Origin of the sequence: Rathayibacter sp. PhB186 (assembly GCF_003751825.1) — a bacterium.
GTDB classification, from domain to species: Bacteria; Actinomycetota; Actinomycetes; order Actinomycetales; family Microbacteriaceae; genus Rathayibacter; species Rathayibacter festucae.
The window spans coordinates 145,014-160,074 of record NZ_RJKO01000004.1 but is presented as its reverse complement, the minus strand read 5'-3'; the positions used below and the strand labels follow the sequence as shown (position 1 = coordinate 160,074).

Below are 15,061 nucleotides of genomic sequence, written 5' to 3'. Positions count from 1 at the left end.
CTATGCGGCCGAGCTCTCCCGGCACTCCAGGTGGAATCCGACGTGGATCTCGCGTGCCGGGGCCCGATCCCCTGCGATGCGCTCGACGAGCATCCGGACCGCCTCGTGGGCGAGGCTCTCCCGACCCGGTGCGATGCTCGTCAGACTCGGTGTCGAGTAGAGCGCGTCCTGGGTGTCGTCGAAGCCCACGAGCGCGACGTCAGCGGGAACACGACGGCCCGAAGACTGCAGCGCGCGCAGCGCACCCAGGGCGAGAGCGTCGTTGAAAGCGAAGACCGCATCGAACGGGGCTCCACTGTCGATGACCTGCTGCATGACCCGCGCCCCTTCGGAACGCACCCATCCCGTCCCACCGGCGGACAGTCCGGGGACCGGATCCACCCCTCGTCGCCGGTGCGCGTCGAGGTAGCCCTGCAGTCGCGGAGTAGCGGCCCCATACTCGGCGCGCTCCTCGACTCCGAGGGCGACGATGCGACGACGCCCCTGATCCAGCAGGTGGAGAACCGCTGCCTCCGCCGCATCCCGGTTGGCCATCGTGACGTGGTCGAAGTCGCTCTCGAGGATGCGATCACCGAGGAGGACGAGGGGGATGCCGATGCGATGCGACTCCACGTCCTCCCGCTCCAGGACGCTCGGCGCGAAGATCACACCGTCCACCACGTCACCACCGAAGTGAGAGAGAGTGGCGAGCTCCCGCTCGCGATCGCTCTCGGTCGTCTCAACGAAGACGGAGAGCCCCTCCTCACGCGCGGCATGAATGACGGACTGCGCCAGCTCGGCGAAGTACGACTGCTCGAGACTCGGAATGGACAGGGCGATCATGCCTGTCCGCCCTTGCCGAAGGTTCCGGGCCGTGATGTTCGCTCGATAGTCGACAGTCGCCAATGCCGCCTCGACGCGATCGATCGTCGTCTGACGCAGTCCCTTGACGCCCCGGAGGTAGTTCGACACCGACTGGTGAGACACCCCCGCCACTCGAGCGACGTCGTAGATCGTCGCGGGCTTCGTCGTGCTCTGATTCACCGTCGGACCTCCGACAGCGAGATTATCGATAAAGCCCGACGGATGCTGGCCCCGGTCCGGGCGGCGCAGGACGTCGGTCACCGTGTGACGGGATCGCCGGCGAGCGGGACGAGATCGATCGGGAACGCTGCACCCTCCCAATCGCCGACGTGAGTGCAGGCCGCGGCTCCCGTCCGAGTCGCCCGGTCCAGGCGACCGGCCAGGTTCGCGCCGTGGATGCGGGCGCTGAGATAGCCGGCGACGAAGGCATCACCGGCTCCGACGGTGTCGACGACGGTGACCGGCACAGCCGGCCGATGCTCGGTCGCTCCTGCGCGCACGACGCTCGCGCCGTGCGCGCCGTCCTTCACCACCAGTTCCTCGAGGTGAGGTGCGAAGGTACGCACCGCTTCCGCGAATTCTTCCGGCGTCGACTCCTCCGGTAGTCCCGTCAGCAGGGCCAGCTCGTCGCGGCCGCCGAACAGCACCCTCGTCACGGTGGCAAGGGTGCGGTAGTGCGGCACGGGGTCGCGGCCTCGCCACAGGGAGGCTCGATGGTTCACGTCGAACGAGACCGGCACTCCGGCGACCGCTGCTCGATCCACCACGGAGTGCACGGCGGACCGGGCGTCCTCGGAGAGCGCGGCCGTAATCCCGGTCACATGGACGAGGTCCGCGGTCTCGACGAGCTCGTCCGGCACGTCCCCTGCTCGGAGGCGGCTTCCCGCGCTCCCGGCCCGGTAGTAGCTCACTCGGGTGCGGCCCGCTGAGGGGCGTTCCTTGAGCAGGAGCCCGGTGCTGGCCTCGGTGTCGACAACGGCGACCGTCTGCACGCCTGCACCCTGCAGATCACGGAGCACGCGTCGTCCCACGGCGTCATCGCCGACCCGGCCCACCCATGTCGCCCGCTCACCCAGGCGTGCCAGGCCGATTGCGACGTTGAGCTCCGCGCCTCCCGTGCTGAGAACCAGTGCGTCCTCGGTGACAAGCGAACCGATCTCCCGCGAACGGAGCACGCCGAGCGCTTCGCCGATCAAGAGGACGCCGGTGCTCACGAGCGCAGTGCTTCCGTCGTGCGTGCCGCGAGAGCGCGGATGCGCTCGGAGTCACCCAGGCCGTCCCGGGGGACCATCCAGCTCCCGCTGACGGCGAAGACGGAGGGATGCGCGAGGTACTCCGGCGCCGAGGCGAGTGTCACTCCCCCGCTGGGCAGGAATCGCACAGTAGCGAAGGGGCCCGCGAGAGCGGCGATGGCGGCGACGCCGCCGGAGACCGCGGCGGGGAAGAACTTGACCCGCTGCACCCCGAGCGAGACGGCGCGCTGCAGCTCGGTCGCCGTCGCGATGCCCGGCACGACTCCCGAGTCGCGTCGTCCGGCGACACGCACGACCCCCTCGTCCAGGCCCGGGCTGACAACAGCCACTGCTCCGGCGCTGATGGCGTTCTCCGCATCGCCCGCGGTGAGAACGGTGCCAGCGACGACGGTGAACCCCTCCACCGCGGACATGGCGCTGATCGCGTCCAGACCCGCGTCGGTGCGGAGTGTCACTTCTGCGCACGGAATCCCGCCCGCGAGCAGAGCTCGGGCGAGTCCCTCTGCTTGGCCAGCGTCGTCGATGACGACGACGGGCAGCACCCGCGCCTCCTCGAGGACGAGCAGCGATTGGACGGCGCTCATCGACCGAGCCATCCGCCATCGACGGGAAGAACCACGCCGGAGACGTACGCGGCGGCCGGCGAGGCGAGGAAGACGGCCGCGCCGCCCAAATCGCTCGCCGATCCCCATCGAGCAGCGGGGATGCGCTCGAGGATCGAGCGGGAGCGAGCGGGATCGTCCTGCAGCGCCTGAGTGTTGTCCGTCGCGATGTAGCCGGGCGCGATCGCGTTGACGGTCACTCCCTGCGACGTCCACTCGTTCGCGAGGGCGCGGGTGAGACCGGCAATCCCTGATTTTGCCGCCGTGTATCCGGGGACGTTGATGCCGCCCTGGAAGCTGAGCAGGCTCGCGGTGAAGATGATCCTGCCAGCGCCGCGCTCGAGCATCGAGCGGGCGATGAGCTGGGTGAGAACGAACTGGCTCGAGAGGTTCACCTCGAGGACGCGGTCCCAGAGCTCGAGTGGATGCTCAGCAGCAGGTGCGCGTTCGATGGTGCCGGCGTTGTTGACCAGAATGTCGACGTCGCGTCCGGCGAGGTCCTCACCCAGAGCGATGACAGCGTCCCGATCGGCGAAGTCGACGGCGCGCCCTTCGAAGGTGCGACCCAGTGCTTCCACGTCGCGGGCGACATCGCTGCCGGTCGATTCGAGGGTGGCGCTGACTCCGATGATGTCGGCGCCGGCTGCGGCGAGGGCGACAGCGATCGCCCGGCCGATGCCGCGGCGGGCTCCGGTGACGACTGCGGTCGTTCCGGCAAGGGAGAACGGGTTCGTCATCGGATCACTCCTGTCCGGACTGGACGTCGACGAGGACCTTCATCGCTCGTCCCGCGGCCAGATCCTCGAACGCAGCAGCCGTTCCCTCAAGAGGGACGACGTGGGTGATCAGCGCCTCGGTCGGAATGGCCCCGCCTGCGGCCAGGAGCTCCACGGCGGTCTCGAAGTCGGTGCGCTGGTAGACCCGGGCACCGAGCAGGCGCAGTTCACGCCAGAAAACCCGCTGCAGGTCGATCGGACGCGGCTGCGGGTGGATGGCCACGACGACCAGCGTTCCGCGCACTTTGAGCAGGGACGTCGCACCGAGCACGGCGGGCGCCGCGCCGGAGACCTCGAAGGCGACGTCCGCACCGGCACCGCCTGTCCACTCCTCGACTCGCGCGACCTGGTCCTCGCTCGACGGATCGACCGTCGCGAAGCCGAGGCTCTCGATCTGAGCGCGGCGTGCGGCGTCGACCTCAGCGACGAGGACCTCGGCGCCGAAGTGACGAGCGACCGACGCGATCAGCACACCGATGGGCCCTCCCCCGACCACTACGGCACGGTCACCTGCGACCAGTTCGGAGCGGCGCACGTCGTGTACCGCGACAGCGACCGGCTCCACCAGGGCGGCCGTTCGGAGGTCGAGGTCCTGCGGCAGCCGGACCAGCGTCGTGGCCGGCACCGTCCACAGGGACTGCAGCGCGCCGGGCGAATCGATGCCGATGAAGTCGAGGTTCTGGCAGATGTGCTGGTTGCCCGCGAGGCACGCGGGGCACGTGCCGTCCCAGTCCAGCGGCATCACCGTCACGGCGTCTCCGACAGCCCATCCGTCGACGTCGTCCCCGAGTGCCTCGATCACGCCGCTCATCTCGTGCCCGAACACCAGCGGCGTGGTCACGCGGGCGTCCATCGAGCCGTGCACGATGTGCAGATCTGTGCCGCACAGACCGACGTAAGCGACCCGGATCTGCACCTCGCCCTGGCCCGGGCTCTGCGGCTCTTGGTCGACGACGCCGACAACACCGGCTCCTTGGTAGGCAGCTGCGCGCACCCTGTACTCCCTTGTGGTCTGATGAATAGCTCCCAGAGAGTATGTCACTGCGGTCTATTGCTCGCCAAGCGGCTGCTGTGCTCATAATTGATCAAATCAATCAGAAGGAATCTCCGCATGCACGCACAGCCGCTCCAGCGCGGACCTGCCCTCACCTCTCTCGGCTTCGGAGCGTCTCAGTTCGGCAACCTGTTCCAGGAGACGACTGATGAGGCCTCCAACGAGGCTGTGTCGCGAGCGTGGGACGCGGGCGTGCGCTACTTCGACACTGCGCCGAGCTACGGGCTGGGGCTCTCGGAACGGCGACTCGGCCGAGCTCTCTCCGCGTATCCGCGTAACGAGGTCGTGATCTCGACGAAAGTCGGACGGCTGCTCGTCGATGACCCGAGCGGTGCCGGGCGGCAGGACGAGGAGGGGTTCCTCGTCCCAGCGACGACTCGGCGAGTCTGGGACTTCAGCCGTGACGGCATCCGGCGCTCCCTTGACGCGAGCCTCGAGCGCCTGGGCGTCGATCGGATCGACATCGCCTACCTGCACGACCCCGACGATCACCGCGAGGCCGCGCTCCGCGAGGGGATGCCCGCGCTCATCGAGTTGCGCGAGGAAGGGGTCCTCGGCGCCGTCGGCGCGGGCATGAACCAGACACGAATGTTGACCGAGTTCATCCGGGAGCTCGACATCGACGTGGTGATGGTCGCCGGGCGCTTCACTCTCCTCGATCATTCCGCTGCGGAGGAGCTGCTCCCCCTCGCGCTCGAGCGCGGAGTCGGCGTCGTCGCTGCCGGCGTCTACAACTCGGGCCTTCTCAGCCGCTCCGTCGTTCCGGATGACGCGCGTTTCAACTATGAGGCTGCACCCGCGGACTTGGTCGATCGAGCTCGTCGGATCGCCGCCGTGTGCGCCGAGCACGGCGTCGAGCTGCCCGCGGCTGCGGTCCAGTTCCCGCTCGAGCACCCCGCGGTCGTCTCCGTCGTCCTCGGGATGCGCACAGCCGCCCAAGTCACGAGCAACGTCGAGCGGTTGAACGCTCCCCTCGATTCCGGCCTCTGGCCCGATCTGGTCGAGGCGGGCCTTCTGCCCGCGTCCCTCGCCCCGCAGACCTTCCCCCGAACCGGCGCCTGAGCGCCCGCTTCACCACCGACCGAGAGGCATCCTCGATGACCACCATCACCTCCGTGCGCGTCCATGACGTGCGCTTCCCGACCTCGCTGAGCATGGACGGCTCCGACGCGATGAACAAGGACGGCGACTACTCCGCCGCCTACGTCGTCCTCGAGACCGACGAGCCGGGGCTCGCGGGCTACGGCTTCACCTTCACGATCGGCCGCGGCAACGACCTCTGCGTCGCCGCAGCGCTGCAGCGCGCGCAGCCCCTCATCGGCCGAGACGTCGACGCCGCCGTCGCTGACCTCGGCGGGGTCTACCGTGACCTCGCCTCCGACTCCCAGCTGCGCTGGCTCGGCCCGGAGAAGGGCGTCGTGCATCTCGCGATGGCCGCGGTGATGAACGCGATGTGGGATCTGGCCGCACGTCGGGCCGGCAAGCCGCTGTGGCGACTGCTTGCGGAGATGACGCCCGAGGAGCTCGTCGACGTCGCCGATCTGCGCTACCTCTCCGACGTGCTCACCCGCGACGAGGCGATCGCGATGCTCACCGAGATGGCACCGAGCCGCGCGGAGCGGATCGCGGACCTCGAATCCCTCGGCGGCTACCCCTGCTACACCACCAGCGCGGGCTGGCTCGGCTACAGCGACGACAAGCTGCGCCGCCTGCTCCAGGAGGCGGTCGACGAGGGCTACCGCCACCTCAAGCTCAAGGTCGGCTCGGACATCGACGAGGACATCAGGCGCCTGCGCATCGCGCGCGAGGTGATCGGCTGGGAAGCGGACCTGATGATCGACGCGAACCAGGTGTGGGACGTCCCTGAGGCGATCGAGTGGGTTTCCCGCCTCGCGGAGTTCAAGCCCCTCTGGATCGAAGAGCCCACGAGCCCGGACGACGTTCTCGGCCACGCTGCCATCCGCAAGGCCGTCGCCCCCATCGGGGTGGCCACCGGCGAGCACGGCATGAACCGGGTCCTGTTCAAGCAGATGTTCCAGGCCGAAGCGATCGACTTCTGCCAGCTCGACTCCGCTCGCCTGGCCAGCGTCAACGAGATCCTCTCCGTCTACCTGATGGCCAAGAAGTTCAACGTGCCGGTTTGCCCTCACGCCGGCGGAGTCGGCCTCTGCGAGCTCGTGCAGCACCTCTCGATCTTCGACTACGTCGCCGTCTCCGGCTCCCTCGACCAGCGGGTCACCGAGTACGTCGACCACCTCCACGAGCACTTCACCGACCCGTGCATCGTCGAGAACGGCCACTACCGCCTTCCGTCGCTGCCCGGCTACAGCGCGCAGATGCACGAGGCGTCGGTCGCTGAGTGGGAGTACCCGAACGGCGGCTACTGGGCCGCGACGCTCGGGGAGACCGCCGTCACCGGGTGATCCTCGGCGTACTCCTCGACCCCGAGGATGTGCGCCTCCATTCGAATCCGCGCACCGTCGACGTGACGGGCGCGCAGCTGGGCCACGATCGCTCGATGGTCCGCCTGCGCGCCCGACACCGTCCCCCGCTCAGCAAGAGCGCGACCGATGCGAATGCGCACCGTGCGGCCGACCAGCGACTCGATCAGCGCCGCGAGAGCGGGATTCCCCGAGGCGCGCGCGATCGCCGCATGAAAAGCGGAATCGGCGTCGATGAACGACTCCACGTCCATCCGCTGCAGATCCCGCGTCATAGCGTCGATCCCGTCGAGGATCACCTCGAGCTCGTCGAGCTCGTCGTCAGTGATGAGCGCAGCCGCTCGCGCCGCACTCTCAGCCTCCAGCACACGCCTGATCCCGAGCATGTCGCGGCTCGTGGCCGGCGACTGCAGATCTGCGAGGAAGGCGAGCGACCCCATCAGGACGGACGGATCCAAAGACGTGACGTAGGTCCCGTCCCCCTGGCGAGTCTCGAGCACCCCGAGGATCGCCAACGCCCGAACTCCCTCACGAAGCGGGCCACGCGACACCCCCAGCGAAGCGGCCAGGTCCTTCTCGATCGGCAGCTTCGCGCCCGCCGACAAGCGTCCCGTCATGATCATGTCCTTGACCCCGCGCACCACGACATCCGTCTGAGAAATCATCGGATCATTCGGTGAAGGCATGTCGCAATCCTAGAAGCCCGCTCGACAGAGGAACGGAAGAGAACATGCGCATCGACGCTCACCTGCACGTCTGGAACCGCTCACGCGCCCGCTACGACTGGCTCGACGGCCAGCCCCCCGAGATCGACCGTGACGTCCACCTCGACGAGGTGCTCCCCCATCTCGACAGAGCGGGTGTCGATCAGGTGGTCCTGGTGCAATCAGCGGACAACGCCGACGACACCCGGAACATGCTCGACGTCGCAAGGACACAGGACCGGGTGGCAGGCGTCGTCGGGTGGCTCCCCCTGGAAGACCCTGAAGCGACTCGGGAGCTGCTGGACAACTTCGTCAGCGACCCGCTGCTCGTCGGAGTGCGCAACCTCATCCACGACCGTCCCGATCCGGACTGGGCGATCCGCCCCGACTTCAACCGAGGACTCGCTCTGCTCGCCACAGCGGCACTGCCCTACGACTACGTCACCGCAGACCCAGAGGCTCTGCGGCACATCCCCCGCCTCAGCGCTCAGCACCCCGACCTCCGTCTCGTGATCGACCACCTCGGCAAGCCGCCCATCGGACGAGACGAGGAGGCCCGTCGGCACTGGCGCGACCTGCTCGCCGGCGCAGCAGCCCACCCCCTCGTGCACGCGAAGATCTCCGGCCTGTACTCCAGCATCGGAGCCGACGGCGACTGGACACTCGACGACCTGCGATGGGTCATCGAAGAAGCGGCAGCACTGTTCGGCCCAGAACGGCTGATGCGCGGCGGGGACTGGCCCATGTCATTGCTCGCGGGAGGCTACGACCGCATCGCGGACGCACTCGACACCATCCTCACCGAGACCTTCGGCCCACACGATCTCCCTCACATCAACGGAGCCACGGCTGCCCGCTTCTACGGATTGCCGCCGGCCTAGCCGGTCCAGACTGCTCCCTCTGGATCGCTTGACTTAATTTATCGATAAATCTACTGTGAGCCTTCGGAGCCCGCGCCGATTCGTCAGCTGACTCCGTCTCTGCAGACGCAGAATCCCCCGTCACCGTCGACAGGAAGAGGGCACGCTGTTGTTCCCCCGCACCCCCGCCGTCCGCCGCAGCGCATTCTCTTTGCGTTCCTGGATGGTCAGGCTCGCCGCTGCGGCCCTCGCCGCGCTGCTCGTCGTGATCGTCCTCCCCACGACTGCGAACGCCGCGCCGCAGCGCGCGGTCGCGACGGTCGCGGCAGCGCGGGCGGACGCGCCGATGCGGATGGAGGTCGGTAGTGAGAACCCTCTCCTCCTGACCCAGCTGAACATCGGCAACGACCTCGCCGGCACTGAGGGCTTCAAGCGCAACTGGAACAGCGGCTGGTCTTTCGCCCAGCTGTGGGCGTCAGTCCCCGACGACCTCAAGCAGAACATGGGCTTCGTGCTGCACCAGGGCCACACCGCCCTCGCGGACAACCGGCCGGAGGACAACGCCCGCTGGATCGAGGACAACATCGCCGAAGCTGACGCGCTCGGCATCCCCGTCTTCATGCTGTGGGACGAGGGACGCACCCTCATCTCGAACTCCACCCGGTTCCAGTTCCTCGAGCAGATGTATCAGAAGTACCCCAGCTTCATGGGCACCGTCGTGTCCGAGCAGGCCGACACCCTCGGTGACCTCCCCGAGGCGCTGCGCATCGCCAACCTCTACGGCGGCTTCCACATCCTCGGCTCCCTCGAGGAGACCAACGGGCTCGCCAATCGTCTCGAGACCAAGAGCTACTGGGACTCGATCGTCCCGTTCAAGAAGAACTTCATCTACAACCCCAAGAACTTCCACGAGAACTTCGAGATGTCCAACGCCTGGGCACAGGGCGCGTGGCTCGCCGGCGTCTTCGACAACTGGGGACCCTACTTCGACGGGTACCCGTACTACAGCTGTGGCTTCTTCGGTCGCGACCAGACCGCCTACCAGAACTGCGGCGACCGGTGGTCGCGCAGCATGTCGGAGACGACAGCCTCGATGATGCTGCTCGATCAGTGGCAGAACGGGGCGACCGTCTTCCACATGGAGAACCAGCTCGACATCCCCACGACCGGCAGCCTCTACTCGCCCTACTTCTACCAGTCGATCCTGCCCGCGATGCGCTACATCCTCTCCCACGAGACGCCGACGAAGGACGACGTCATCGCGCAGACGAAGGTCGTCTTCTCGGAGACGGAGGGGAACATCTGCTCCCTCAAGGATTCGACCGCAGGACGCGCCAGCAACCCGTGCCGGCCCACCTTCTACTCGATGTACGAGAAGTCGCCGCAGCTGACCGCGGTGCAGAAGCAGCTCTGGTACTACCCCCGCGAGTCGGGCCGGTACAACATCATCCCCCGCATCCCCAAGCTCGCCGACCCGGCGCTGGTCTCCCGGTTCGACACCGTCCTGACCACCGGCACCTACAACGCCACCATGCTCTACGGCGACGCCCGCCAGGCCCTCTTCGACGCGAAGTACCCCGCGATCTCCGAAGGCGACGGCTACGTGCAGAAGTCGGGCGATTCGTGGCTCGTCTACAACAGCAACGACCGCGACAACTTCAACCAGAATGCGACCCTGCTTCTGGGCGGTGAGCAGTTCTCCCGCCTCGAGATGCCCGAGGTCACCCCGCACACCTGGGCGATGGTCGACCAGCGCGACGCGAAGACCCTCGCGGTCACCCTCGACACCTACCGCACCGACCGAGAGGCCGACCTGCTCAAGGTGCCCGGAGTGCGCGACATGGAGTTCAACCGCAACTTCGTGAAGTACGCCTACGTCCCCGATCCCCAGGACTCTCAGCTGCGCACGACGACGCTCCGCTTCGACGTGCCCACCCGGCCCACGCTCACCATCTCCGGCTACGACGACAACCAGTACCGCTACAGCGAGACCTGGGACCCGAACACGCACCAGTACACCGTCATCGTCGAATCCAACGGAGTCGTCGATCTCGTCCTGAGCACGGGCGACGCCGAGGCCGGCTGGACGCCCGTGCCCCCCGCCCAGATCACCGGAGACGGCAGCGCGACCGAGGTCGTCTTCGATGGCACCTCCCTCGCATGGAAGGTCCCGGCCGGGTCCACCGGAACCGCAGCAGTCACGATCGACGGGGCCCCCGCAGGAATCGCCGATCTCTCCCGCCCGACTGCGTACCGCGCGACCGGCCTCGCGAACTCCTCGCACGTGCTCCGCATCGAACGGGCCCGTCCCAGCGGAGACTCCTTCTCCTTCGTCCCCTCGGTCGAGCACTCGATGACCACCCTCGAGACCAACGACTTCAACTACGGCAGCGCCGAGGATGACGAATCGATGATCTACGGCGCCGAAGGCTGGCGTTTGATCGACGGGAAGCTCAAGCTCACCGGCTTCGTCTTCCCCTTCTACGGCGACACCACCGTCTACAACACGAACACGAAGCTCAAGGACGTCCGCTACGAGGCCAAGGTCACGCTCGTCCAGGGGACCTCCGGATCGATCATGGTCCGCGGCGACGAGGACGCGAAGTCCGGCCTGTTCTTCCGACTCGACCCGAACCGGACCGCTGAGGGCCGCAACGGCACCGCCGGCTACTCCTGCTCGCTGCACTCCGGCGCCGCCAAGGGACTCAACAACTGGGCCGCCGTCGCCACCTGCCCCACCTCGCTGACTCTCGAGCGCGACCGCGAGTACTCGGTCGTCGTCACCGCACAGGGCAGCACCATCACCGCCTCCATCGACGGCCAGCAGGTGCTCACCTACACCGACCCGTCCCCCGCCACCGGATGGACGGGCGTGCGCGCAGCGCAGACCCAGTCCGACGCCGGCACCCGCCTCGGACAGTTCGTCGAGCTCGACGACGTCGCGATCACTGACCTCGCCACCGGCAGCTCCGTCTACACCTCCAGCTTCGACAACTGGGGACAGGCAGAAGGCTGGATGACCGAGACCCCCCTCGTCTTCGACTGGAACCAGAAAGAGGACCCGCGCAGCTCCTTCACCTTCCCCTGGGAGTGGGACACCGCGCACGGAACCTGGGACGTCGTCGACACCGACGTTCGCACCTCCGGCTTCTCGGGCTACTACACCGCCGCAGCCGACCCGACGACCGCCTTCACGGCGACCGGGGGCAAGGAGGCCGACTGGGCCTCTGACGGCGACTACGACTACTGGAGCTGGGTCAAGCCGACCACCGGCGACCGCGCCGGAATCTCCTTCCGAGCCTCCGAGGACGGTGACATGTACCAGGCGCGTCTCGACGTCGCCACCGACACTGTCACCATCGGACACCTCATCGACGGCACCTGGACCGAACTCGGAAGTGCTCCTTCCCCGGTGGCGCTCGAGCGAGACTCCTGGCAGCTGATGAAGGTCACCACTCGCGGTCCCCTTCTCACCGTGACCGTCGGCGGCAAGGCAGCTCTCTCCCTCCGCGACGACACTCTCACCACCGGAGCCGTCGGCGTCTGGGTCGCAGAGGGAGGCACCGCCTCGTTCGACGACGCTCGCGTCGTCGCCCGGCCCGCCGCCGCAGGAGCGCCGTCGCGCGGAACGACGACCGTCGTCGCCGCTGACGGCATCGCGACCAAGCACATCACCGGCTTCGACGGCGCAGCGGTGAAGACCGCCCGCACCGTCCAGCCTGTCCTGCCCGCTACCGTCATCGCCCGCTACTCCGACGGCAGCCGCGGCCCCGTCCCCGTGACCTGGCCGAGCATCACCACCGAGCAGCTCGCCGTCGCCACCGCCCCCACCAAGACCGGACCCGCCCGCGGGAAGTTCACCGTGCAGGGAACGGTCGCCGGAACCACGAAGACCGTGCCGCTGCGCGTGACCGTGATGCCCAACCTCACCACGAGCTACTCGATCACCGGCACCTACGACCCTGCCTCTCCCACCGTCCCCGACCAGGTCCCCTCCACCCTCGGAGTGTTCTCGGACGGAACGAACACCTACACGAAGCAGCTCTACATCCGGTGGAATCAGACCCCCGCCACCGCACCGGGCTCGCCCCGCACCCAGGTCATCACCGGATCCATCAACGCCTACCCCTGGGCGAGCGTGAACGCCACGATGACCGTCGCCGTGGCCGCCTCTGCTCCCGGGGCGCCGACCGCCGTCACCGCGGCCGCCGGCGACGCCGAAGCGACCGTCTCCTGGACCGCCCCCAGCGACACCGGAGGCGCCGCGATCAGCGGCTACACCGCGACCGCGACCCCGGGCGGCGCGAGCTGCACCACGACCGGCGCGACCACCTGCGTCATCCCCGGCCTCACCAACGACACGGCCTACACGGTCGCCGTGACCGCCACGAACTCCGCAGGAACATCGCTCGCGTCGAGCGCGTCGGAGACGTTCACCCCGCGCAAGCCCGTCGCCTCACCGCCCGATGCTCCATCTGCGGTGAACGCGATCGCCCGTGACCGCAGCGCCGCCATCGACTGGGCCGCGCCGACGAAGGACGGCGGAGCACCCGTCACCTCCTACACAGTGACCGCCACACCCGGAGGAGCCACCTGCTCCACAACCGATGCGCGCACCTGCACGATCACCGGTCTGGACAACGGCACCCGCTACGCCTTCACGGTCATCGCCGGCAACGCGAACGGGAACTCCCCCGCATCGCGAGCTTCCGAGCCCGTCACCCCGGACGCCACCGCAGTCCCCGCGCAGGCCCCCCGAACGGTGACCGCGGCTGCCGGCAACGGCCGCGCGACTATCGCCTGGACCGCCCCGGCGAATGACGGAGGTTCCGCCGTCGAGCGGTACGTCGTCACCGCTTCGCCGAGCGGACTGACCTGCACGACGACCCAGCTCACCTGCACCGTCGCCGGACTCGAGAACGGTGTCGCCTCGACGTTCACCGTGCGCGCTCGGACCGCCGTCGGCCTGTCGGAGACCTCCACCCCCGTCACGGCCACCCCGACCGACGCGAACCTCGCACTTCGCAAGCCCGTCACCTCGTACTACACGTTCGGCGGATCGACGGCAGCCAACAACGCCAACCGGGCACCGTCGAAGATGGTTGACGGCAGCACCGCCACCACCGGTACCGGCGCCGCCACAGACTCCGGCTACTTCACCGGAGGCAACCCCGAAGGCGCGCTGCTCAACTACAACAGCACCACCGCCGGCGGTGACCTCTGCTCGTGGGCGTACGTCGACCTCGGCGCCGATTACAACATCGGCTCCTACTCGGTGATGTTCGGACAGAACTCCACCTCGGGCGGCAACCGCATGTACGACTCGCCCTACTCGATCCAGGCACTGTCCTCGGCTGAAACGGACGCTGCGACTGCTGTCCAGCGGAACTCGAGCCCCTGCGCCCCGCGCACCTTCATCAAGGGAACCGGGAACTACAACACCGCCGCCTACTCCGTCGCCCCGTCCGCTGACATCTGGCGGACCGTATCGACCGGTCGCGGCACGCTGACGCTCGACGCTCACACCCTCTCGGCACCCACCACCGCGCGCTACGTGCGCATCCTGATCGACGAGAAGAGCACGGCCATGGTGTTCGGCACCGCCGTCTTCGAGCTCGAAGTGCGCGCAGCAGCCGGCGCCACCACTCCCGAACCGCCCACGTCCGTCACTGCAGCCGCAAGCGACTCCGCAGTTGACGTCTCGTGGACGGCACCCGCGATCACCGGTGGATCGCCGATCACCGGATACACGGCCACTGCCACCCCCGGCGGACGCTCGTGCTCGACCGCGGGCGAGACGACCTGCCGCATCGACGGACTGGAGAACGGAACCGCCTACACCTTCGCTGTCACCAGCCGCACGACGACAGGCGAATCGACCCCGTCGGTCAGCTCCACCAGCGTCCGTCCGATCTCCGCAGTCACTGCCCCTGGGAGCCCGACGGCCGTCACGGCCCGCGCGGGCGACAGCGTCATCGACGTGGACTGGACGGCCCCCACCTCGGACGGCGGAAGCCCGGTCACCAGCTACACGGCCACCGCTTCACCCGGCGGCGCGAGCTGCACAACGACGACCACCTCCTGCCGGATCACCGGCGTGAGCAACGGCACCGGCTACACCGTCACCGTCACCGCAGCGAACGCCGTCGGACGCTCCGCCGCCTCCGCCGCGTCCGGCACGGCGACTCCCTCCGCACCCGCACTGAACGTCACCGCGACGGCCACCACCCGGTGCGTCGCCGGGAAGGTTGTCCTGACGATCCAGGCGTTTAACAAGGAACCGCGCCCCGTCGACCTCGCTATCGCGACGCCGCACGGAAGCAAGTCCTTCACCGCGGTCGCGTCGGGCAAGAGCGCCACTGCGGCGTTCAGCACGAGACTCGCCAGCATCCCCGCCGGGAACGCCACGACCACCGCGACGACCACCGTCAACGGCGCACCCGTCACGACCGTCATCACCACGCCGTACGCCGCGGCCACCTGCGGCTGATCCCAGCCCCTCCTCATCACCCGAAGCTCCAAGGAGAA

10 protein-coding genes are annotated in these 15,061 nt (G+C 68.2%); 4 read left to right on the top strand and 6 right to left on the bottom strand.

What is annotated here, in order from left to right; translation table 11 throughout:
• From EDF45_RS12495 to EDF45_RS12475, 5 genes are read right to left on the bottom strand one after another with little or no spacing between them, the layout of a single operon-like run.
• The gene (locus EDF45_RS12495; RefSeq protein WP_148060281.1) at positions 1 to 1,104 is read right to left on the bottom strand and encodes a LacI family DNA-binding transcriptional regulator; all 1,104 of its coding nucleotides are present in this window, start codon (positions 1,102 to 1,104) and stop codon (positions 1 to 3) included.
• Entirely contained in the window at positions 1,101 to 2,057 is a 957-nt protein-coding gene (locus EDF45_RS12490; RefSeq protein ID WP_123736440.1) for a sugar kinase, read from the bottom strand. Before EDF45_RS12490 ends, EDF45_RS12495 begins: the two co-directional genes overlap by 4 nt.
• Positions 2,054 to 2,680: a bifunctional 4-hydroxy-2-oxoglutarate aldolase/2-dehydro-3-deoxy-phosphogluconate aldolase gene (eda, locus tag EDF45_RS12485; RefSeq protein WP_123736571.1), complete on the bottom strand. Its 627-nt coding sequence runs from the start codon at positions 2,678 to 2,680 to the stop codon at positions 2,054 to 2,056. Before eda ends, EDF45_RS12490 begins: the two co-directional genes overlap by 4 nt.
• Positions 2,677 to 3,435, bottom strand: coding sequence for an SDR family oxidoreductase (locus EDF45_RS12480; protein WP_123736441.1), 759 nt, complete (start codon positions 3,433 to 3,435; stop codon positions 2,677 to 2,679). Before EDF45_RS12480 ends, eda begins: the two co-directional genes overlap by 4 nt.
• Positions 3,436 to 3,439: 4 nt before the next feature.
• Positions 3,440 to 4,468, bottom strand: a complete 1,029-nt coding sequence (locus EDF45_RS12475; protein WP_123736442.1) for a zinc-binding dehydrogenase — start codon at positions 4,466 to 4,468, stop codon at positions 3,440 to 3,442.
• A 117-nt stretch (positions 4,469 to 4,585) separates the two neighbouring features.
• Here EDF45_RS12475 and EDF45_RS12470 point away from each other — a divergent pair, with 117 nt between their 5' ends.
• Together EDF45_RS12470 and EDF45_RS12465 are read left to right on the top strand one after the other, a co-directional pair.
• A complete protein-coding gene (locus EDF45_RS12470; RefSeq protein WP_123736443.1) occupies positions 4,586 to 5,590 on the top strand; it encodes an aldo/keto reductase in 1,005 nt (334 codons plus the stop codon).
• A 35-nt stretch (positions 5,591 to 5,625) separates the two neighbouring features.
• On the top strand, positions 5,626 to 6,951 hold the full coding sequence (locus tag EDF45_RS12465; protein ID WP_123736444.1) for an L-fuconate dehydratase: 1,326 nt from the start codon (positions 5,626 to 5,628) through the stop codon (positions 6,949 to 6,951).
• Here the strand turns inward: EDF45_RS12465 and EDF45_RS12460 are convergent.
• Positions 6,909 to 7,655: a FadR/GntR family transcriptional regulator gene (locus tag EDF45_RS12460; protein ID WP_123736445.1), complete on the bottom strand. Its 747-nt coding sequence runs from the start codon at positions 7,653 to 7,655 to the stop codon at positions 6,909 to 6,911. The genes EDF45_RS12465 and EDF45_RS12460 overlap by 43 nt on opposite strands.
• Between EDF45_RS12460 and EDF45_RS12455 the strand changes: the two genes are divergently transcribed.
• Positions 7,646 to 8,554, top strand: a complete 909-nt coding sequence (locus EDF45_RS12455) for an amidohydrolase (protein WP_221181121.1) — start codon at positions 7,646 to 7,648, stop codon at positions 8,552 to 8,554. The genes EDF45_RS12460 and EDF45_RS12455 overlap by 10 nt on opposite strands.
• Before the next feature lie 202 nt (positions 8,555 to 8,756).
• Complete coding sequence (locus EDF45_RS21915; protein ID WP_123736447.1) at positions 8,757 to 15,023, top strand: fibronectin type III domain-containing protein; 6,267 nt, start codon at positions 8,757 to 8,759, stop codon at positions 15,021 to 15,023.
• The last annotated feature ends 38 nt before the right edge of the window (positions 15,024 to 15,061 follow it).